Source organism: Pseudomonas sp. MF6767, assembly GCF_016405475.1.
GTDB classification, from domain to species: domain Bacteria; phylum Pseudomonadota; class Gammaproteobacteria; order Pseudomonadales; family Pseudomonadaceae; genus Aquipseudomonas; species Aquipseudomonas paracarnis.
Genome location: NZ_JAEKCY010000011.1, coordinates 16742 through 39279, shown reverse-complemented (window position 1 = coordinate 39279; position 22538 = coordinate 16742). Strand labels below are relative to the sequence as shown.

16 protein-coding genes and 2 pseudogenes are annotated in these 22538 nt (G+C 48.1%); 9 read left to right on the top strand and 9 right to left on the bottom strand.

Going from position 1 to position 22538, the window contains the following annotated elements:
- Window positions 1-38 precede the first annotated feature (38 nt).
- From JFT58_RS18000 to JFT58_RS17980, 5 genes are all read right to left on the bottom strand, one after another.
- Window positions 39-3188 carry an efflux RND transporter permease subunit gene (locus tag JFT58_RS18000; RefSeq protein ID WP_198834462.1) on the bottom strand — a complete coding sequence of 1050 codons (3150 nt, stop codon included), beginning with the start codon at window positions 3186-3188 and terminating at the stop codon, window positions 39-41.
- A gap of 455 nt (window positions 3189-3643) precedes the next feature.
- Entirely contained in the window at window positions 3644-4087 is a 444-nt protein-coding gene (locus JFT58_RS17995; protein ID WP_198834461.1) for a globin domain-containing protein, read from the bottom strand.
- A gap of 505 nt (window positions 4088-4592) precedes the next feature.
- On the bottom strand, window positions 4593-5030 hold the full coding sequence (locus tag JFT58_RS17990) for a hypothetical protein (protein WP_198834460.1): 438 nt from the start codon (window positions 5028-5030) through the stop codon (window positions 4593-4595).
- A 224-nt stretch (window positions 5031-5254) separates the two neighbouring features.
- Window positions 5255-7897 (bottom strand): DEAD/DEAH box helicase, encoded by a 2643-nt coding sequence (locus JFT58_RS17985; RefSeq protein WP_198834459.1) that lies wholly within the window; start codon window positions 7895-7897, stop codon window positions 5255-5257.
- 2 nt (window positions 7898-7899) lie between these two features.
- A complete protein-coding gene (locus tag JFT58_RS17980) occupies window positions 7900-9411 on the bottom strand; it encodes a site-specific DNA-methyltransferase (RefSeq protein ID WP_198834458.1) in 1512 nt (503 codons plus the stop codon).
- 154 nt (window positions 9412-9565) lie between these two features.
- Between JFT58_RS17980 and JFT58_RS17975 the strand changes: the two genes are divergently transcribed.
- Complete coding sequence (locus JFT58_RS17975) at window positions 9566-10309, top strand: abortive infection family protein (RefSeq protein WP_198834457.1); 744 nt, start codon at window positions 9566-9568, stop codon at window positions 10307-10309.
- Between the two features lie 50 nt (window positions 10310-10359).
- On the opposite strand, the gene JFT58_RS17970 is transcribed toward JFT58_RS17975, so the two are convergent.
- Window positions 10360-11919 carry an SIR2 family protein gene (locus JFT58_RS17970; RefSeq protein ID WP_198834456.1) on the bottom strand — a complete coding sequence of 520 codons (1560 nt, stop codon included), beginning with the start codon at window positions 11917-11919 and terminating at the stop codon, window positions 10360-10362.
- A gap of 208 nt (window positions 11920-12127) precedes the next feature.
- Here JFT58_RS17970 and JFT58_RS17965 point away from each other — a divergent pair, with 208 nt between their 5' ends.
- From JFT58_RS17965 to JFT58_RS17950, 5 genes and pseudogenes are all read left to right on the top strand, one after another.
- On the top strand, window positions 12128-12601 hold the full coding sequence (locus tag JFT58_RS17965; RefSeq protein ID WP_198834455.1) for a hypothetical protein: 474 nt from the start codon (window positions 12128-12130) through the stop codon (window positions 12599-12601).
- On the top strand, window positions 12595-13419 hold the full coding sequence (locus tag JFT58_RS17960) for a GIY-YIG nuclease family protein (RefSeq protein WP_198834454.1): 825 nt from the start codon (window positions 12595-12597) through the stop codon (window positions 13417-13419). Before JFT58_RS17965 ends, JFT58_RS17960 begins: the two co-directional genes overlap by 7 nt.
- Window positions 13420-13447: 28 nt before the next feature.
- A pseudogene (locus tag JFT58_RS17955) lies at window positions 13448-14500 on the top strand (tetratricopeptide repeat protein); the annotation flags it as partial.
- Window positions 14501-14980: 480 nt separating this feature from the next.
- Window positions 14981-15067: pseudogene (locus tag JFT58_RS30820) on the top strand (SEC-C metal-binding domain-containing protein); the annotation flags it as partial.
- Between the two features lie 52 nt (window positions 15068-15119).
- Complete coding sequence (locus JFT58_RS17950) at window positions 15120-15935, top strand: restriction endonuclease (protein WP_198834452.1); 816 nt, start codon at window positions 15120-15122, stop codon at window positions 15933-15935.
- Window positions 15936-15991: 56 nt separating this feature from the next.
- Here the strand turns inward: JFT58_RS17950 and JFT58_RS17945 are convergent, their stop codons facing one another.
- The 3 genes from JFT58_RS17945 to JFT58_RS17935 all read right to left on the bottom strand — a co-directional run bounded on the left by JFT58_RS17945 (window position 15992) and on the right by JFT58_RS17935 (window position 18399).
- A complete protein-coding gene (locus JFT58_RS17945; RefSeq protein ID WP_198834451.1) occupies window positions 15992-16240 on the bottom strand; it encodes a hypothetical protein in 249 nt (82 codons plus the stop codon).
- A 187-nt stretch (window positions 16241-16427) separates the two neighbouring features.
- Window positions 16428-17561, bottom strand: a complete 1134-nt coding sequence (locus tag JFT58_RS17940; protein WP_198834450.1) for a hypothetical protein — start codon at window positions 17559-17561, stop codon at window positions 16428-16430.
- Window positions 17562-17733: 172 nt separating this feature from the next.
- A complete protein-coding gene (locus JFT58_RS17935) occupies window positions 17734-18399 on the bottom strand; it encodes a hypothetical protein (protein ID WP_198834449.1) in 666 nt (221 codons plus the stop codon).
- Window positions 18400-18872: 473 nt separating this feature from the next.
- Between JFT58_RS17935 and JFT58_RS17930 the strand changes: the two genes are divergently transcribed.
- The 3 genes from JFT58_RS17930 to JFT58_RS17920 are packed head-to-tail and all read left to right on the top strand — an operon-like array spanning window position 18873 to window position 22533.
- Window positions 18873-19364 (top strand): hypothetical protein, encoded by a 492-nt coding sequence (locus JFT58_RS17930; RefSeq protein WP_198834448.1) that lies wholly within the window; start codon window positions 18873-18875, stop codon window positions 19362-19364.
- 13 nt (window positions 19365-19377) lie between these two features.
- Window positions 19378-20211: a hypothetical protein gene (locus JFT58_RS17925; protein WP_198834447.1), complete on the top strand. Its 834-nt coding sequence runs from the start codon at window positions 19378-19380 to the stop codon at window positions 20209-20211.
- Window positions 20212-20229: 18 nt separating this feature from the next.
- Entirely contained in the window at window positions 20230-22533 is a 2304-nt protein-coding gene (locus JFT58_RS17920) for a hypothetical protein (protein ID WP_198834446.1), read from the top strand.
- Window positions 22534-22538 lie beyond the last annotated feature (5 nt).

The following is a 22538-nucleotide window of genomic DNA, read 5'->3' as shown; positions in this document are numbered from 1 at the left end:
AGCGCCATAAAAAACAAAACCCCTTTCGAGGCTTGTCATCACTCAGCTTCTCTTTTTCTTGTTCCATCACTTGATTGCGGAACGATTGGATTTCGAGGTACATCACTGAACTGTCTTCTCAAATTCTCTTTTTCTTTATCAGTATAGTTTTTAACAGCATTTGGTACAGCTTGTGTTCCTTGCTGCAATACCAATTGGAACGCGCTGACCATCTGAGGATTAGTCATTATCGCAACAACCTTTTCATACGTATTGTCATCTTGAGCGCTTTGCTGATGAGTTAATGCTGTCATGATTTCAGTGTGATAGGTTTTCATTGCTTTGACGAATGAGAAGTAAATCCAAAGCATTCCAATCGCAACCATGACTGATGCAACGATTTGCGCCATCAAGCTACCGTCACCCATCGTCAGGATGCTCCAGATAAGCCTTTTTGGTACAAAGTTTTCAAGCATGAATCCAAGGAAATTGTACACGACCACAAACGCAGGAATTAACAATGCCACTCTGAAAAGCTTCATACCTAAATCTTTCAAGTATCCCGCACTTGCTTTGTCGTCATTCGCAATTAATGCTCTGAATAAAAGCCACGGCGCATAGATCCCTTTGAGTATCGCCACTTCCCAGCTAAACACGATAATCACGCTTATCATCAAGAAAATCTTAACGATTGGGAGGAAATACATGCAGAAAATACCGATACCATAATTCATATAGGCTACTGGCAACAATCCACCAGCAATTATCAATGTTCCATAAACCGCAGTCATAAAAATGACTGTTCCTCCCTGCCAAGCAAGCTTTAACCAACTCACACTGCTTTTATCAGCAACACCAGCAGTGCTGGCTTCAAGCACGGTAGGAACCATGTCTTTCGCTTCCTTGACGGCTTTTGCTACAACGTAAGCTCCGATGACCTTGTTCGCATAACCGATGGATTCACTGCCCATCAATCTCATACCAGTTTCAAAATTCACGGTTGGATTGCCTTCGCAAACGCTTGGATCATTCTTACATTCAGTTGCACCGTCATACATTGATTTACCTTGATCCATGCCGCCCAAAAGCTTTATGGAATTACTTTCTACCGACAATAGATTCCCTACTAGCTTAGCAACGTTGAAGGCGCTTTCAGCCGATTGGTCGCTGAGCAATGAGGAAGGCGCTACGTTAGTCACAGAAGAAATCATCAGCATGCTGAATGGCAACACTGGGAAAGAATCGGCTACCCATTTCAAATCTTCGTCAGACAAATCAATATCGTTCGTTCCTCTGAGCATTGATAAATTCACGAAATTGTAGTTCTGGATTCCGCTATTTCTGAAAGTGAAATACAAGCTGCTGTTCAATGAACGAGCTTTCACTTGCTGCGCATTGAGGTAATTGGAAACGGTTACATCAGCCAAACCAAGACCTAACACGCCTTCCTTAACTTGGAGCCATACCGCGTATTTTAAAGCACCTTCGTGAGCTTTATCATCTGCAAGAGAATCCTTAATCCCTAGATAAATACTGGAATCAAGTTCAGATTTAGCTAGGGAACCAGCTAAAGCGTCCATTTTGAAAGCTTCTGCATCTTCTGGATTTTGTGTACCAAGAACGTCGATTCTATGAGTAGCTGCGTTTATTTCAGCACAGGCTAAATTCAATCCAAGCAACTTATGGTTCCTGATGAAATCGCTCATTGGCGTTTCGCCGGGAATATCATTGAAGCGCTGAACCATGATAGTAGCGTTTACGTAAGCGTAAGAATCCTCGGTACACACAGCGGATCGGAATGGCAATACGATTTCTTTTCTTATCCAGTCTTGCTGCGCACGAATCAATTGACCATCGCTAGTCATGTCGTGACCTCTCGCCCCGGCGAAGATTGTCGCACCAGCTATGCCCGAAACCACGTCATACGTCTGAGGCATGGTTGCCTGAAGCCTGTCGTACTGGATGGTATTGGTGCGAATATCGGTAGAAGCGGCTCTGTACTTCTTGCGTATGGAATCCACCACCGTCTTCACAGCAGGGTTCGCTGACGGGTTTGTTGTATCGATGGCACCAGCTTTCAACTGCGCCAATATCACGGTTTTGAGCGTACCCAACTGAGGCACGTACCGAGGTCCAAGCGACTCTGCAGCTTCCTTCTGTGCAGAACGAAGCATGTTCATCATCGTCCCGTCATTCAAGCTTTCACCACCCGCTTGTTGCTCAACGTTTTCACCATTCGATCCCACCTCAACCGAACCGTAAACCGTCTCAAAGCCATAGGCATCACGGTATTCAGGACTGTATTCAGCTTTCTTCGTTAGCGTGTAACGACGCCCAAGTTGAAATGCGTTAAGGATGTCTTCAAGATTTTTAGAAGCATCGAAATTCAGCTTGGTTTCCTTGTTGATCTCAATCGTCAAGCTGCCTTGCTTAACGGCTTCTTCTAGGGCTTCGTCTTTCGTGAGGCTATTGGACCCGAAGAATGTGCCCTGTACCTTCGTCATGCGAGGATGGTTGAACTGGAAAAGCGCTTGAGTGGTTACGTCTTCCTCGGCAGCCATTTTAATCTGGCTTGCATTGTTCGCACTGAGCATAAATTTCTCAGTCACTTCCAGCGAATTCTTGAGCTTTCCTGTTTCGAAGGTGCTTTTCACCTTCCCAGCAATCTGACCATTCGCCATGAAAATCCCAATCGTAGGGAAGTACATGATTATCGCGCCACCAAACAGAAGGTAAATCGCCACCAACAGCACAGCAAAAAGTCTCACAGGGTATTTTGCGAAGGTCGCTAATGCACTCCCTGACTTTGCTCCCTCTATACAGATTCTGACAATCAGCCAAACAGCGGCTGGAATCAGCACAAATGAAACAATCAAGAGTATAGAAGCCATCATTGACGACAGCGCGTTGTTTTCGGGATAGACAGTATCGAAACCAGCGTCCTTTAAGGTTGGCTTCAATGGTGCGAAGCTATCACTTTCGGTGCCAAACAGTGCAGCCAGCGGAGTGAAAGCGGAATCCTCATTGCAGATGAATCCAAAATCGTTTTCGTAGGGAGTGGCATCGAAGTTTTCTACGTTCTTCAATCCCGGTTGAAGACTGCATATAGGGGATACATTCATACCCCATAAAAGACCTGATTGCGCATTTGCTTGAGCGCCCGCGCCGAGAAGCACCGTGATCATAATTAGACGGATAATGTTACGCATTTTAATGTTTGTAGTTATGTGAACATATTATACCATATTGAACGTCGAAATTGAGGCGAAAAAAACCGACTATTTCTAATCGGTTTCTTTAGTATAATTTCATTTTGATTCCATGCTCTTGAGCATAGTATCAAAAACTCCATTCCAATATTGATGAAATGGAACATCGTCGCTTAGACGCTTTAGTTCAATTCGCATAGGCCCATGCTTTTCAACTGGTTGGGAATTTTTGTACCAGATAGCCCCGAATATCAATCCATAGAATAATATTGTGTAGGGCAATGCTTTTGATTTGTCAGATTTTTTCATGGTAGTATTATTTGGTCTATAGACGAATTATACCAAATTGAAACCAGCCAATTTACCTATAACAGGAAATATTTTAGCAATAAAAAACTCGCCCTACTTATCAAGCGGGGCGAGCCAATTATGCGAATAGGTGTAAGAAGTGCTGACTACGAAGCGGTTTGGTAAAGCGCCTTCTCACGACTGATCATTAGGTCAGCAAGGAACCAGTATGCTTGACCCCATGCGTTAAGAATTTCATCAGTTGCTGCTTCTCCAAGCACCTCCTTGATTGCTGGCAAAAGCGCATTAGCAACGGCGGGGTAATGCTCAGGCTTGATATGCGTTGCCACATGGCGTGCGCAGATATTATTCACCGCACTGTCTATGACCTCAAGCCTATCTACATTGTTAGCAAAGGCAAGAATTGCCCCAGCCAAACGCTTGGGTTGCTCGCCGGATTTCTGCGCCGCTTCGTCGAACAGCGCCTTGATTTCAGGATCAACGAACAGACGTTCGTACATCCGCGTCGTTATCTCAACGCCGTGTTTTTGCAGCGCCGGAGCTGTGGATTTGATGATGGTGATGGTTTCAGGTGATAGTGGTTCACTCATAAGTAACTCCGCATCAGGCTTCTAGGTAAACGGTTCATTGATTCTAGCCTAGACCTACCGTTTTCGACACCAGCATCCGGCATCGCTCTGCGAGAACCTTCCCGCTGAACGAATTCAAAAATAAAAACCGATTGTTAATCGGCGTCATCTACAAATCTGTATTCCCACCTCGTTTCATAATAATTACCCATGAAGCTTGGAGCCATCGTGCGAACCTTAAAAGGCAACTGATGTACTTGACAATGTAATACAATGCTCTGAGCCGTTTCTCTTGAGAAGCAAAAATATTTCACGCCCAAGATTCTATTGAAGCGCGAATCTATAGATTCAATACGCATCAGACGCAGGTCCACTGGTAGGCTTTTCTCTATCAGTTTTCGAATCATTTTTTCTTGCTGAATTTCATTTAGTGAGTGTTTATCTTTTATCCAATCTCTATCCATTATCGATCATATTGTTATCGAACAATTTTACCATTTGAAAAATGAAGTCCGGCTGGATCACATTAGTCACCACCTCCACCACCATCACCTCCCCCGCCGCTATCGCCACCGGAATCGCCGCCAGAGGATAAGTCATCAGCGAAGCTGGCAAACAAACCTTTCTTTTTCTCGGCAGGCTCTACTGGAGCTATTTCTTTGGTTTTCGATAGTCTGACTTTCCCCTTTGCTGGCTTACCAACGTGAGGATTTTCACGCTCATTGATTCGGTCTAGCTCGATCCTTTTGGCTTGAGAAACTTGGGAGAGCTTCGTTCCAGCTACGTAGATCGTAGCTAGTGAGGCAGCGATGATGAAAAAGGTCAGGGACATGTATAGCGCAAAGGCTATTTTTGTGGATAAACCCAAAGACATGAAAAGGCTTGTGTTTATAATGCGAGAAATGATTGGAGGGAAAACGATGATTCCTCCAACAATTAAAGCGAATGGTATTTTGTGCTTCATTTAGAGTTATTTGGTTTATGCCCTCATTATACCAAATCGGGATGGCGGATTTTCAGTTAAGGGAAAGGATTCTGGTAAAGACCGCTTCTGCCTCACCGGCAGAGGATAGGGGTACAATGCGCCTCTAGGATGGCGTACTGGCAGGGAGTGAAAAGCGGATGAGCAATGGAGTGATTGACCTATGACGGCTCAAAGCCAAGTAACTTGAGCCGCCACACTGAGCGTCAGGACGCTGTGTTGATGGCGTTGAGTAGCTGCTCGCGCAAGCCACGCCCTTGCTCATCCTTCTTCTGCGCCATGAGGTAAATCCCCTTCCCACCTGACTTCTTACCCCATAGCTCACCGATCAAGCGCTTCTCCTTGCTGTCATCGTTGCTCACACGGTCGCCGCCCTTGTACTCGATCACAAAGAGGCGTCCATCCTTGAGCCGCGCCACAAAGTCCGGGTAGGTACGTTGAGTCGCGGTAGGCATCCAGAACTGTGTTGCGTGGACGAGGTTCCGAACCCAAAAATCGACCTCATCCAATAGCTCAATCGCCTGCGCACAGAGGTATTCCTCTGCGTCCTCCCCCTTTGACGTTTTCCATGGAAGCATGCCGGGGAATGGGTAGTAGTGTTTCTTGAACTTGAACGACCCAGCGTAGTACGAGGTAGCAGGGTACAGCGCCATGTCTGCCGGATAGGTAAACGCATGGTCCGGTTCTGAGGATGTGACCAGCTCCAAATCATCGTGGAACAGAGCCTGCTGGAATCCTTCGTCATAGGCGTTCTTCTTAGCCAGCAACAGTTGCTCACCGAGCTTTCTACGAAGAATGAATTGACCTTTGAGAAGCTGTGACAGGGAGAAGCCGCGATCCTCCAACAGTACGGTAACGGCTCGACGCAACCATTCGCGAAGGACTGGCTGCTTGATTGATGGCTCACGTATTTCCTGATCCAACCAACCAATCAGGTCTGTCGCTGTACGGTCTTGCGCGAAGCCGGGAAGGTACGTCTGAACATCGTCTTTCATGTTCTGAAACTGGACAGTTTTATCGTCCAGATACACCTCGAACGTCATGCTCGATTCGTCAAAACGGAACGATGAAAGATCTGGTGGAGACGACAGCAGATCCCAACTAAACGACGCTGAAACCGCGCCACGGTCAACCAATTCAAGTTCACCTTGCTCGACCGAGTAAAGGCGTGGAACCTGAAAGACCACTCCCCTTTCACTAGGAGCTTTAGCAGCCACTGTAGCTTGCTGATGCCTCTCTACCTCAGCAGCGACCGCTGCCTTTTTATCCTTACCTAAAACGGTCGAAACAATGGCTTCAACGGTCAGCAAATCGAGTTCATCTTTCAGCTCGACTACACCACCAGGTCCTTCAGCATCCAGCACGAACAGAACCCGCTCATGGTCCCGCTCAGGAATCTTCGAAAAGTCAGGAGCCTTTGCCACGAAAACCCGTGACACAGGAAGCTCAGGACTGCCGATCTGACCGCCTTGCAGTGCCAGCTCAGGGGTCTTCTCTTTACGGATGGCGGCAGCAGCTTCCATCGGGTTAAAACCGATATTGATGATTGACTGGGTAAGCTCACCTGCAGCACGACCAAAGGTATCCGTGGTGACGTGTGCATACGCCTTGCTCATGGCTTCTTGACGGCGAGGGACCGCATACGGCATGCGCAGAACACGCCCAAGAAGCTGCTGAATATCCTTGTCAGATTTAACCTGAGCCACAGAGCAAAAGACGTAGGCAAAGGAGCAATCCCAGCCTTCTTTCAGAGCCTGCTTGGTGATGATGACTTCAATAGGACAGTTATTGGCAAACAGGTCGATTCCGTCAATTTCTCGTGTTGTGCCAGTGGCTATAGCAATCGCTTTTTCGTCCACACCATCAGTGTCGATGAGGTGCCGTTTGACCTCTTCAACCGTGGCTTCGCTCTTAGCATTTTCAGCCTGAATGAGCAGGATTGGACGAATGTACTCAGGTTCATCCAGCGCCGTCTTGGCGAGGCTTTTTCGCCGTGCTACGGCACTGCTGACTGCTACCTGCCATTCCCCATTGTGCTCTTTCAAGATCACAGGGAATTTGATCATGTTCTCTGCTTTCAGCTCGAATGCAGAAACGCTGACCAATACGTTCGAGCTGGATACATCAGGAGTGGCTGTAAGCTCCACCACAGCCTTTGGACCAAGACGCTCATACACCGTGTAGGAAAGCGGCGTCGTGGCGTTGTGGGCTTCGTCCATGATGACCAGCGGACCATGCAGCTTGAGAAGGTTTGCGAAAGACGCGACCGCTTTTCCGTCCTTTCCTTTGTCGAGATGTTGGAGCTGACTTGCAGAGCCAGTGAAATGCCCCTCAAGATCTTCATGATGTTCGTAGACCTTACGCCCTTCTTCTTTATCAACACGCAGTGCTGCGACGGTAGAGATAACTACACAGACCTTAGTGACCAAATCTGCCGGACGAATCCGTGTGAACTCTGCTACGTCGAATACTGCAACCTGACCGCCAAAGGCGTCATCAAGCTCTTGGCGATAAGGGTGACGGTGGTCGCGAAAAGCTTCAATAGTCTGAGTCTTAATCTGTGTCGTCGGCACCATCCAGAGAACAACAGGGTACTGACGCTCGAGGTAGGATGAACCACAGATTTGGATGATGTGGGCACCCATCACCGTCTTCCCGCCGCCCGTAGGAATGCGTAGACAAACGTATGGGATTTCAGGCAAACCCGGCATTAGTTTGTAGTCGCTGACCAGCCCTACATCAACGGTCTGCTCGAATGCCTTTGACGGTCCTTCCAAACGTGCCACATCGAGGAATTTCTCAAGGCTCGACAATGCGCGGTTTTGGTAAAGCTTTAGCGTCAGAGCCATGATCAACGAGCCTTAATGTCGTATGGGGTTTGCCGGAAGGTGATTTTCGATTCCAGAAGAAGCTCAGATGGAATTGCGCACGCCTCTCCGTAAATCACCATAGGACCATCAGTCTTCGGCAACGCTTTGAGAATCCGCTTGGTCAAGACGTTGCCGCCAGCCGCAGTCAAATCACCAAGAATGCCGTTGAATAGGAGGTAGTAGGACGTGCCGTGATGCTCACCAAGGAAAGGGGATTTTTCGGCGGATGACGACCGAGCGGTGCCCGTTTCAGCGAACCATACGTGAGCCGCCAGTTGCTCGAAGGAGATGCCTTCCCTGATGTGACCTGAGTCATCGAAGACTGGAACGCCGAGCTTGTAGTAGCGATAACCGCCACCACCAATCCATCCCATAGCTTCAGAGATGCCGCCTGCATCACCATCTACCACCTTGCGCAGTCGCGGTTCACAGAAGAGCCGTGCGTTGGCTGACATTTCAATGCCTATCCAATTACGCTTCATTTTGTGTGCGACCGCAGCCGTGGTGCCTGAACCTAGGAAGCTGTCGAGCACCAAATCACCGGGCTTGCTTGCCACTTCCAAAACCTGACGTATCAAACGTTCGGGCTTTGGTGTATCGAAAGCTTCAACGTCCTCAAATAGAGCGAGAATTTCTTTCTTGGCTTCCTCAGTGGTGCCAGCGTCCATAGCGTGCCAAAGCGTCATCGGGACCAGACCTTCGTCTTCCCATGGGAAACGCTTAATACGAGGTTTACCTTTCCCATCCTTGGGGAAATAGACACGATTCTCAGTGCGATATCGATTGAATACCGACTCTATAGCGCCCCAGCATCGACCTTTGGGAGGCAGATGGACGTCACCGGAATCGCTGGTGATTGGGTACATCTGATTAGGTCGGAACCCCTGCGCGGAGAAAGGGATAGATCGCCAAGGTCCGCGAGGATCTTGGTCGGCATTGCCGTAGCCTTTATCGTTGGACGGAAGCAGGTTCCGGTACTTCTTCCACTTGGACGCTTCCATTTTTGCGTACACAAGCATCGTGTCGTGAGACGAGCCTACAGCCGCCCGGTTTTCGCGTGATGTGCGCTTCTGCCAAATGATTTCAGCGATGAAGTTCTTTCGACCGAAAATTTCGTCGCAGATGACTTTCAGGTAGTGAGCTTCGTTGTCGTCGATGGTTATCCAGATCGAGCCTTCCTGACTCATCAGCTCCCGCAGAAGCTCCAGCCGGGGGTAAATCATCGACAACCATTTCGAATGTTCTAGGTTGTCGTCATACCGTTCGAACGCTGATTTCGTGTTGTACGGAGGGTCGATGAAAATACATTTCACCTGACCGGCGTAGTACGGCAGCAGGGCTTTCAAGGCGTCAAGGTTGTCGCCCTCGATGAGCATGTTCGGAGAGTCCGGCTCTCCATGAGACAGTTCAGCAACCGGCTCAAGCAGACGGTAAGGCGCAAGGGCAGCCCGCGTCAGGTCGGCATCACGGTTGAACCAAGACAGTAGAGGCATTCGGAGGGGTTCCAAGAGACTGCAAATCAATCCCCTACTTTACCTGCTTTGGACCTACCCGATCCATCATCCTCCCCCACAGATGGCTCTTAGCCGGTATGGTGTAAACTCATTCCGCAGGCATCACCACGCTCGAATGCACTCAGGGTAGAAAATGCATCCACTGTCAGAAGAAGCAGAAGCTCTCCAGCACATGCTGGTCTCGCAGGCTACAGGCGGTAGTGAAGACGACGCCGCGTATCTGATGCTCAGGCGCACGATTCTCGACGATCCCACCCTTGCTACGATGGTCCCTCGATGCGTGAACACATGCCGCAGCCTCAGCCAGTTTTGGCAGTTCATCAAGAACAAATACGGCACCTATGCCGAACGCCGGACCTACCTGTGGGACGAATTTCGTCCATTGCTGGACTACGTAGTGAAAGGTGGATCGTCACCAGCAGACCACGTTGTCACAGGTGCGATTGAGCGGTTTGATTCGGAGCATGTGAGGGTTGCTTGGACGAAATCGTTGGAACGGCGCACCACAGATCCAGAAGGCGCAATCACTATGGCGCGCACGCTTCTGGAATCCGTCTGCAAACACATCTTGGAAGAAGCTGGGATCGAGTACGACGACAGCCCCGACCTCAACAAGCTGTACCGGCAAACCGCTGAATTGCTCAACCTTGCACCTTCCCAACACACAGAGAAGGTTTTCAAGCAGATCCTTGGCGGATGCACGTCAGTAGTCGAGGGACTGGGCGCTTTGAGGAACCGTCTGAGCGATTCCCACGGCACTGGCAAAGCCGGTGTGAAACCAGCTCCACGCCATGCTGAACTGGCGGTAAACCTCGCTGGCTCGCTTGCTCTGTACCTGCTCAGCACATGGGAAGCCAAATCCTCAACCAATGGATGAATGCAGCCAAAATTTAACCAATAGTTGTAAAATATTAGTCGGTGGCACTCTTATAGCGGAAATCCGTCCTCAATCAAATCAATGAGACAGCCAAGCCTTCTATAATACGTGGCATAGTTCCCGCTAGCCAACCCTGTCGTATTCGCTTGCAAAAAATCTTTAACTGCGGCAATGTCGATATCGCTATCATTTTGCTGGGGTATCATGATTGCAGCTTTTTCACTAGTGAGGTTAGCTATTATTTCAGCCGTACTCAACCCTGCATACAAAGTAGAAAACTGCTTTTGATATTGCTTTATTCTATAGTCCTCCCGAGTTGCCTTACGCAAAACCTCCTCTAAATTGGAATATTCGGAAGCCTTTAAATCACTCAAAGAATTTATTCCCACTGCCCGCAAGTGTTTATAAATTGGAATATATTTATTTGACCGCTTTATCAAAGTCGGATAGAAATCCTTTAAGAGCGTGTGAGAATTAAACTTGGAACCGCCCCCAATTATATCAAGAAGAATATCGTTTACTGTGATTGCAATATATCCTAGGGACGATACAGCATCTTTTGCAACACCAACCCCCATGACAAATTCTACGTCATCTTTATTTTCGATTTGATCCAAATCAATTACAGCCAGCTTCCCTTCTGGATCATTATCCCGAACCAGATCATACATTTGCTCTTTGCAATATCTTAAAATTCGCGCTGGGATCTTCCGTTTCGTGCTTTCTATAGCTTCGTATATTTCTAAAAAATCAGTTGTCTTGATTACAGTGATTGAAAGCCGGGTATCACCAATGGACATTATCGCATCATTGAAGCTTGGCGCTTCACCATTCCTAGGTCGTTGTACAAATACCAAATTTCTACCGAATTTATCCAGCTTGTCTTGCCCAAGGCAGTTGACTATTGACTCAATAATCTTTTGGATATTTTTATCGCTAATCGAGTAGCCAATAAAAATTATAGGATGTTCGATGAATAATGTTATCAATTTAGCGGCTAAATAAGGGTTTTTCCCTTCAAATTCTTCGTAATCTTCAGATGTCAACACCAAGCTATTCGAGCGAGACGAGCAACCATGAATTTTATAAATTTCGGCAATCGACTGGGGATTTGAAAACAACAGTTCCTCTTGACCCACGAAGACCTGATAATCAGGGAAAAGCTCCTCAAGAAAAAGATCCCAATTTGTAGTGATAATTCCATCAACATTTATTCTGGACAGCACCTCAAGCTCTTGTAATAATTTTTCGTCAGACGGCTTGTTACTGCTAATCTCGCGAAGATATTTAGATATTTCGTATTTCAACGCAGACGAAACACTATCCATACCTCCTTCATTCAAACCCCGAGACTCTGCGTATTCATCATTTTCCCACCAGACCGGGTTAAAATCCTTAGCCATATCGCTGGCGGTTTTAGGCATATCTCTATTATTTTGCGAACTGTAAAAGCCAAAGCTTTTTATATTTTCACAAAATTTTGAAAGTAGCTCCTCCCAATTTTCCAGACCAATGTATCGCCGCGAAAAACCTGAACCTATGAACAAGAAAGGAGCTGCCGTATTAGCTTTCAACAGCCTTGTGAGCTGATCCGTGATATGTGAAGACATTTGGCTATCCATAGATGAGTATGAAGGTAGGCAATCAGGTACTGGTCGCTACGCTAGACAGCCTCATGGTAACCATGACCTGTTCAAGCGGTTCTGGATCAGTGAGTATGGCACCTATTATGAAGGATGAATGCTAGCAGGCTATTGATGCTGTCTCACAGCCTCCGCACGATGGAAAAGCGCATGACCCAATACACGGATTGACGACATGAACAACGGATTGATCAACCTCGAAGACGAGATGTACCGTCTCTACCTGACGTTCTTCCCCAAAGGCAAAGCGGTAAAGACTGGTTTTGATGCTCTACCCTCCAAAATCATCAATCTCATCAGCCAATACCCGGAAGAAACGGCACACGTTCTAGCCAACGGCGCTTACCGCCTGCAAAGGCGAGTGTTCTCCCAGCCCTTCACCGTGAAGCGTCATCAGCCTCGGTCGCTTATCAGGCTTCGTCCAGCTCGCACGCACGTCTACACCTATCAGTCACAGCAAGACCTGGCTCTTGCAATTCGTCATGCCATCGACAAGCCTGCAGATCCTCAGATCCTGCAAGAACTCGCGTGCTTGACGTTCAAGAGCATCAACCAACCATCCCTCAACATAGACGTTGATTCCCTTCGCGATTCGAGTGAATCCGTGGCGATTGCCGTTCACAAACTCACCAGAGCCAAGCCATGCTGATCCAGCTTCTGACAAGCCTCCTACCGTCCCTTACAGCCCAAAACACGAAGGTGCATCTCGCTCAGCACAACGGGATCGAGCATCCGATGGATGTGTACCTAGCCGGGGATTTTGATGAGTGGCAATCGTGGCAGTCCCGCAGGAATTTCGAGTGTGAGTACGTCATTGGATTGGTCGAGCTTCCCGGCACGAAGAAATGGCTTCTGGCTGGTGTGTACGACTCGTTGAAGCTCAACGACACGAAGACCAAAAAGGAGAAGCGTGACTTTGTGTACGACTACCGCCGAGTGCCCGAATTTGCCGAACTGGCTGGACGCTTGATCCTCGACTACACGAAGCCTCGCGGAAATTACCTATGGCTTGAAACGTGCCTGAAAAGCATGGTCGTGTCCTCCATCCTCGAAAAGCCAATGACGGTTGGCAGATTCCCCGGCTTCAAGGAAGTAGATGTGTCCCACGGCGAGTTGAAGATCATCGTCAACCAAGGCTTGGAATCATGGCAGACAGCCCTCTCCAGCGTGGCAGGGGTCTACCTAATCTCTGACCGCACGGAAGGCGAGCATCAGCTTTATGTCGGCTCCGCGACTGGCACTGGCGGCTTGTGGGATCGATGGTCGAACTACGCAAACAGCGGGCATGGTGGGAACACGCGCATTCGAGATTTGCACACCAAACGCGGCAAGGGCTTCGCGGAGAAATTCAGATTCAGCATCCTCGAAATCGCTGACAAGCACACAGGCAAAGAAGAAATGATGCTCAAGGAAATCCATTGGAAGCGCCGCCTTTTAACACGCGACAGCGGCTTGAACGGCAATTGACGGTTTTCCAGATTTTTAGGATTGAGAAATGAACGACTACGAATTCGCAGAAAGCATCTCGGCTGACGTTGGAAAATTCTACGGCAGAGCGAAATCTCAGCTCATCGTCCTTCCTGAGCCATCGCTAATCAATCAGCGTTCACTGGCGGTAGTCATTTGCAATATAATAATAAATTACTTCTCAGCCGAAATTGACCTGCGCGCAGACCTTGACTACAAAATTTCCAAGCTAAAAAAATCCAATCTGATTAATTTTGACGTTGCGGATTCCCTGACCATAGTCAGGAAAAATGGGAACAAAGGCGCTCATCCCGACGAATACGAGCTATCCGACTCTGAATATCTGGAAATTGCTAAATCGTCCATCAAGGAATGTTTGAGCCTACTCGATTATACCTACCAGCTTATGCATGGGACCGCCTCTGTCCCTGTCTATGAGGTGACTGAGCCGGTGGATGACTTCCTGCAAACGATGAGCTACAGGGCAATGGTCGAAGGTGACGCAGAGTCCCAGTACCTCGCAGGCAAATACTTTCAAGGCAGAGCAGCGAAGTACGATGATGATGTTCGAAAGGCAGGCAGCGGCTTCTTCGGTCAGGAGTACCAATCGTACCTAGACCAAGCTCAGATGTGGTTCAAGCTTGCTCAACACCAAGACCACCGTGAAAGCCTGTATGAGTACGGCATGACGCTCGCCAATGGCAAGGACGAATCCATGAAAGGCATGGGTCAAGGTTGCATTGCCCGATCAGCCAGAAAAGGCTACGCAGAGGCTCAGGTTCAGTTTGGTATCTACCTGCGCGATGGTTCGAACAGCTTCGACGTAGACCTTCCAGAAGCCTTGTACAACTTCACAGAGGCAGCTCAACTGGACCATCCCGTAGCACTGGCAGAGCTTGCAGAAATGCATGCCAAAGGCTTGGGAACACCCGTAGACAAGCAGAAGGCTTTTGAATACTCAGTTCGTTCGGCGGAAGCTGGATACCCACACGGTCAATTCCACCTTGCGAAATGCTACGCGGAAGGCTTGGGCGTTGAGCCAAATGACGCACTTGCATACGAGTGGCTTGCTAAATCAGCCGAGCAAGGTCATCCCAAAGCGATGTTCATTCTTGCCAACGCTATCACCAGCGGGCTAACAACCGCTTATAAAATCGAGGACGCTAAAAAATACCTGTTTTTCTGTATGCACGTCCCTGACCTTCAAAATGAAGCGAAGATCGCCTATGCCAAATACCTACTGAAATTCGAGCAGGGTATCGAGGGGATGGTTGTCGCAGCGTCGATGCTTCAGGAGTGCTTTGAAAGCGAACCGGCAGGTTCACAGTTTTCCAAGGAATCCGCCTCGCTTGGCAGGCAAACCATTACAGATATTCGTCAGTCGCTCCCAACGCTACTCAACAACCCCAAACTTGTCGAAGCAGCAATGATCGTGTCGGCATACTACGACGAGCAAGGCTACCCGCACAGCAACCGAGCGGAACGTATGGGCATGCTCATAGATATGTCCAAGTCCCATCGAGCTGGCAAAAGCATCACCGGGCACATGAGAACGCTGGGAATAGCTCAAGATCGCCTAAAGCAAGGAAGAAACGAGCCTTGCGCCTGTCGTTCAGGAAAGAAATTCAAGCAATGCTGTGGAAAATGAATCACCACAGTCGTCAGCTAGCTCTCCGCATCCTCGCTATAGGACAACCGCAATGCTCGACGTAAAGAACAGCACCGAATACGAGAAGGTTGCCCAGCAGGTCTACCAAGCGATCCTAGCCACTACTGAGGTTGAGACGATTGAGGTTATACACAACGTCCAGATCACCGGGCGTTCAGGTGTAGCTCACCAGATTGACGTGTACTGGCGATACTTGAAGGACGGCATCGAGCATCAGGTACTGGTGGAGTGCAAGTACTACCAATCTAAAATCGACCTGATCCACGCCCGAAACCTACTTGGCTTGCTCACGGACATTCCGAATAGCCAAGGCGTGTTACTCACCACCGTTGGCTTCCAGAGAGGCGTGGTGAACCTGTGCAAGTTCTATGGGATAAGCCTCAAGCGGCTCAGAGATCCGCAAGGCTCTGACTGGGATGGATTCATACAGAAGGTCGAGATTGAAGGCATTCTGAACAAGACCGATTACGTTGATTTTTCCCTCGCGATTGATGGGAAGGACGCAGAGTCTGTCGCAACCTTGGCAGGTGACAACACCATCTCCATAGACTCGCTGGAAATGCTTTTCCAAGACGGGGCGGTTTCCCCTGTACCAGCAGTCACATGGCTCGACCGCAACGTGCCGTTCGACGAATCACAGGTCGGTAAGCCGTTGTCCATCACCCTCACACCAGCAAGCATCTACATCGTTCTGCAGTCAGGGCAGCGGGGCAAGATTCACACCCTTGACGTTCAGTACGTGCATTCGAGCAGAACGCTCAATTTCAGCTTTGACGCGATGGATCTGGTTCGAGGCGTATTGGAGGATTTCAATACCAAAGCCATCGAGCACACCCTTCACCACTGACCAAAAATCAAAAAGCCGACTGCAATGGTCGGCTTGCCTGACTCCTTATTTGAACCTCAATTATCTACGGTAATCGGTGCTGGTTCAGGTGCTGCATAAACCGTCACACCCGTTTCGCCATTCTGGTAAACCGGCTGACCTACGACAGAGATTATTTCTTTCGGTGCTGTGCTTTCATCAACTGCCACATTCACGCTGGTGCTCAAAGCACCGGATTGCTCTTGAGCTTCGTCCGCGATTGCTTGGATTGAAGAGAAAGAAAGGATTGTTGCTATGAAGCCTAACGCTAATTTCGATTTTTTCATTTTATAAATAGTTTGTCATACCTCTGATTATACCATACAGCATTTCGGAAACCGGAGCCTAAGCTAAAATTATTTCTGTAATTCGTAGCGTGTCAATATTTCGGCAAGAGGTTTCAAAATTGTGTTCGTTAATGAATAGCAGTCGTAAAAAAAGCCAACAAGGTTGGCTTCTATATAGAGATAGAAATTAAGAACGGACATGAAGCGAATTTATCTGCTCCTGAGCTTTAAGGAGCAAAGGGTAATTCTCATCTTGCTCACCAACAGCATTCAAAGCCAAAGCGCATTCCTGTTGAGCAACAGAAATAAAATTAGCCATGAAAACATCATCCTTTAGCACCCTAACCTTTTCCTTATTCCTAAACACATCCAACAAGAAAGAGTAAGAGTTTTTCAAAAGCCAGTCACTGTCGAAGCCTCGAAAGGATTCCAGATCTAAATACAGGCGCTCCATCACCGCAAGACCCGGAATAATCTTAACCACGTCAATTGCATCTTTAAGTTTGTGGCACTCGAGGAAAAATTCAATCAAGGCGTCGCGGGGGTAGCGCATCATTGATTTATTGAATCCATCGAATTTCTTGTTCCCGGCGTAACACAGAATTGAATTATAGATCGACTTGGCTACGGCTAGAAAATCATCCAAGGAGTAAATATTAATCCCAGTATTTTTTCCAAAAAACATAACGTCGCCGTCGAAGGCTTCGCCAGTCCAACGAATCTGGAGATCACCGTAAACGTCAATCAGCATGCCAACGAGTTTACGGGTCTCGTTGTGATCCCACTGGGACTGGTCCAAGAATTTTTCCAACCGATCCAGTCTAGTGCCGATACGGCGCAGCAGGTTCTCACCGCTCACTGTGTCGTCTAGGTCAACCTTGAACACAAGATTGGTAGGACCGTTCTTCGTAAAAATTTGGTTATAAAGGCTCTCACCATCCACGAAGACGAATTTGTTTTCGTGCGAGGTCTGTAGCTCCACCAGCCTATCCATGAAGAGCCGACGATGGTTGATGTACTGCTCAAAATTCATCGCAGCCAATTGAGCCTGTGTGACCTCGCGCTGGTACTCGTTGACCTTCTGTATCTCTTTGTTCTGATGCGCTAGGAAGAAAAGTGTGGCTACCGTGGCACCAGTACTGGCAATCATGAAGAAGCCGCTGAGGAGTGAACCGAAGCTGGACCATGCAGCGTGGTCGTTCGAGATAGGTCCTAGCTTCATGCCATAGGTAGTGAAGAGGACCACCCCAAATACGAACACGGCGAACCCAATCCAGATCCATGCAGACTTCAATCTGTCTTCCTTTTTGTTGAAGCTCACAGCCGCATCCCTTCCAAAAATTTGAGTGGTAGCATCCTACCAGCAGGACCAACCACCTTCACCATTCACACGGCATCACAGGACGGTTGTGCAACCAAGGGACCGGCACCAGGCAGATCGCTGGCACAAAAAAACCAGACCAATCGATCTGGCTTCCTACCCTTCTACACACTCACATGAAGCGCTTCAATTCCTCCATGGCTCTCGCTCTCATCGCGTTGATGGGAACATTGAGGAACGCTATCAGGACGACCAAGGCAAGGACCACGTACACCACGTTCACTGCAAAGATGTTGAGCGTGTCCATGACTACGTAAGTGACCATGAAGACCATCGTTGGTAGGACCAGACCGGCAACCAGCTCCAAGATCAAGCCTTGGCGTCTTAGAAGGAAAGAGCCTTCAGCATCGCCACCTTCCAGCAAAATTCTTCGCAAGGAAATTTTTGCAACGCTGGTTCGTTGTTCGAAGGTTGAAGCGCGAAGAGCAATTTGTGCTTTGAGAAAATTGAAGGAGGTGTACACAGCTATGGACGTGAAGAACAGGATGGAAACGACATTCAAGCCCATCATCATCCCTGAGACACCGGCGAAGAGTGAGCTTAGATTCCTGTAAAGGAGGAAGGCAAGGATGCAAGGGATTATCAAATGACGAATCGTATTGATGGGTAAGCCTGAGACAAATCTATCACCAACCATGACACGCTTGATTGATTCTGCTTTGTGTTTCTCATGATCAGTTTCAGATGTGGTTTCGGTCTTAAGGTGAAGCTCAAGGTCGGCGAGGATTTGTTTAACCGTTTCGGATTCCTCTTCGTGGTTGTATTTAGACATATTCATTTTATATTTGTTTATTCCCCAATTATACCATTGCGACTAGCCCGAACCCCTCGTTAAACGAAAAGAATTTACCCCTTCCGAAAAAATCTGAAAAGCATTGATCCAAACTGAAAGTCTTAAGGAAAGGATCGCCAAAATCGGCGCACTGTTGTTGATCAGAACCACCCATTTTCGCTGCACTGTCGTGAAAGAAGAATGGTCGATTCCTCTGCACTGTCAGACGAGAAGAACGCCAAATCTGGCGCACTGTTGTCTTTCGAGAAGCTATTTTTTTAAAGATTTAAAAGCATGCAAGGACGGAGTATTAACAGTGCGCGCACGTTATTACTAAGACTACGCGCTCCGCTTGTTGATTTCTGTATTTTGTAGACTTTTTCATCTGTTTCAGCTACTGATTTTCAAGCTGTTTTCATAACCTAAAATCCAGAACCGCCGAAATGGTATAATAAATTCACTAACAACCATTTCTTAAAATGACCGATACAAACCAAAACACCAACGATTTGGCTAACGCAAAAATCCCTACAGAGAAAGAAAACGAAGTAGCCAATCTACAATACACCTACGATTCAATAGCCAAGGCAATCAGCGTGCTTGATACTCGAATCAAAAACGATGAGAAGAAGATAGACAAGCTTGCCTCTGTCATCGCTGATGGTTCTGACGAAGAAGCTGCGAAGGCTAGGATCGACCGCAACGCCTTGAAGCAAACTGTTGAAGAAAACAAAACCACAAAGAAAAACAAGGCTACTGAAAACACTAACCTCTTGAAAAGAATCAATCGTCTACACGAAGAAATTTTGAAGGAAGGTAAAGGTCAGCACGCCATCAACATCGAAGCAATTACCAAGACGAAAATCTCAGAAGTTGAGAGAGGCTTCCCGTATCTGTTCCAATTCACCGGCACAGATAATTTCGTAGATTTCTTCCAAGTGGTCAAATCCCGATTCACTTCCAATCAATAAGCGGAGGTGATTCATGGCTAAAGCAAACGACAAAGTACAATTCGAAATTCGATGCACTACCCAGTTCCGTCAAAAGCTGACGGACTTGGCGTACCTTGCTGGCTTCATCAAAAAGGTAAAATCAGAAGAGGTAGACGAGTACGGATTCCAGATCGATGCGGCGAAGCTTGCTCAGCAAGAAAGGTTCTATCTGCTTGAGAAAAAGCAGGGAGTATCTGAAATGATAATGAGCATTGTCAGGGACGGTGCTCTCATCATCAACGCCGCAGACAAGTCAGACACCAAAGACCTTGCTACGAAATTCAACCGCACCAACGCGAATATATCACAGCTTCGCGATCTCACAGAAGGTCAGTCATTCTCAGCGAAGGGCGAGCAATACAACCTTCAGAAACTGTTCGAGGATTTCTTGAAGGTACGTATCGAGCTATCCAAAGACATAGACAAAATCATGGAAGGTAAAACGCTCTATGAAATCACTGACGGACCAGTCTATGAAGCCAAGAAAGCCTTCGCTTTAGATTTGGACATTGGTGGATTGAATGACCGAATGACATTCGTTACTGATGAAGAAACGGAGAAAGTTTTACGTTCAACTCACTTGAAACTCAAGCCTATGCTCAGGCAGTTGATTGGAAACGTGAAGCTGTACAAACGCGGCGCACCAATCAATCATCCTGATATCCTCGAAGCCTTGGATATTTACCAGAGGCTGAATAAAGATGTTGAAACGGCGCATATCCTAAACCTTGAAAATAAATCCTATACCGTTGACCTTTTCAAAGGACTATGGAGAAGACACAACGAGGCTGTCACTCTCGTTAAAAAAATTCGTGGTATAAAATAAAAACAACCGAGACAATAAATGGTAATTGACTTCACAAACAAAGAGGAATCTCAATCGTCAGCTTCGACCAACGCGAAGCCTGCCAAGACAAGCAAAGGCTCACCGGAAATCAGAGGTTTGAAAAGCCTCACGAAACACTCTGAGTACCTTGTTGAACCCAAGATTGATAAAAAGACAAAGCTTGACGTTCACTATGGACGCGAGTGGGCACAGACCAACATTCCCGCTGCAATGCTCCATCCAGCGCAGGCAGAGAAGACCCTATCTGCTATAGAGATGGTTCAGTACCGAAAGGAGTTCGCTGCGAACCGTGCTGCCTTTTTCCGCGACCATGCCGCTGATGGGAACAACAACCGCCCAAGGTCGAAGGGCAAGCAGATGGATGCTTTTCGCTTCATCATCTCCTGCAAGCCGGAAGAGTTGTCGCACTGCAAGACCGACGAAGAGCAAGCCAAATTTCTCTGCCACTTGGCGAAATCGGTCCTGCAAAAATTCTCAGGCAGCTCTGAAATCAATTTCTACTACGACATTGTTCCGCACCTGAAAGACGGCAACCCTCACATCCACATCATGATGAGCAGCTACTCCATTGATGGTCAGTACTACGATTTCTACCGTGGCAAGCAGGACCACGGCATGATCAAAATGGCTGATGATGTGAAGTACGAGCTTGAGAAGAAGCACCCCACCCTTCTGCGTATGGAGCATGACAAGCGCCTGAACCAACGCATGAGGGTCGAGGTGGACAAGGTGACGAAGGCGGTCACTGGCGACCACGCTGAGGTCTACACGAAGCTCCATGCCATTCTTGCCCAGCACACCGGGTCAGACTACTCACACCCAAAAATCACGGAGCAGTTGAAGGAAGCTGGCTTTGCTCTGCGCTACACCAAAGCCAAATCAACGGCGAAATACGAGGACGTGCAGGTACACCATGCCGACCTTGGCGAGGAATTTAGATCCATCGCAAACCTCCCTTTCTACGACAAGCGCGTACTCGAAAACTGGCAGACCTATCAACGCTTCAGGTTGAAGGACGGCATCAGCAGGGATGTGTCGAAGGTCATCTCAGCCGCTGTGAAGCTTGTGAATGAAGCTTCAAGCAAGAATGTCGTTGAGCTGAACAAGACCTTGTATGCAGAGCTAGGCGTGATGCTCACACCGACCTACAAGGTAGACACCAACGGGAGAAGGTTTGTGGGTAGCTGGTCGTTCTACTCAACCAGCGACAACATCAAATTCCCAGCCCTAAAGGCTGGAGTGTTGAACCCCGAACACTTCATTGCCACGCCTGACGAAAGCTTGTCGATCCACAATGAGATTGAGGATCTCATCAATTTCCACAAGGAAGCTCAGCGCGCCGCAGGGAAGAAAAAATACGAGCAGCAGGCGAGGAAGAGACTGCCGAAGTTCAGGTTCCTCGAACACGAAACCCTCCAGCAGTTCATCAGTCGCTACAACAGCTCTGGTGCGTACAAGCAGACGCTCACCAGCGGGATCGGCTTTGAGAACGCGCTGAAAAGTAAATGGACGGACAGGAAGCAGATCGAGATCGAGCATGACGGTACGGTCAAGGTCTACCAAGCCAATGCCTCATCTGCGAAGGCAGCGATCCAAGCTTTGGTTGCGCAGGGCTTCTGTGAAATGGAATTCAAGGGAACCGACAACCCTGAGATTCAGCGTCTCATGTACATCCAGTCTGTGTTGCACGATATAAAAATCACGAACTACACGCCATCGGCAGCATTGAAGGCAGAAGCCCAAGCGATGCTCGATGCTGAGCGTGACAAGCTGATCGAAGCGAACAAGGAGAAGGTCAAAAAACATCTTGAAGCTGTGCAGGCTCAACCTGATGCCAAGCCCAAGCTTCTGTACCTTCGCACGAACCGCAAGCTCGACGTGGATGTAGACCAACGTCCAAAGCTCTACGGGTTTCTGTACGGCGTGAAGATGGGCATGGAGCCAGAAGCTTTCGCTCACATGGACAAGCTCACCATCAGCAAGACAGAGCAGAAAAAGGTCATAGAACACTTCGCTAGCGCGGAAAATGTAACTGCCGTCGAGCTGGCAGACATTCTGAGACGTGCCGGTATAACCCTTGATGATGACCCATCGGCAGAAGAGCGTCAGAAGGCTCCAACAACTTCAATCCATACGAGCCAACCACCTGCACCGGCAACCGCTCCTTTGAGTCCAGCACCTGTCACCAGACCGGCTACGTCTACCAGCCCTGCAGGTTCATCAGCACCGGCAAAATCGAAACCGCCAGTCAGCAAACCTGCCAAGGCTGGCAGTGACCCCAACCGTAAAATAAAGCTCTAGAAGCA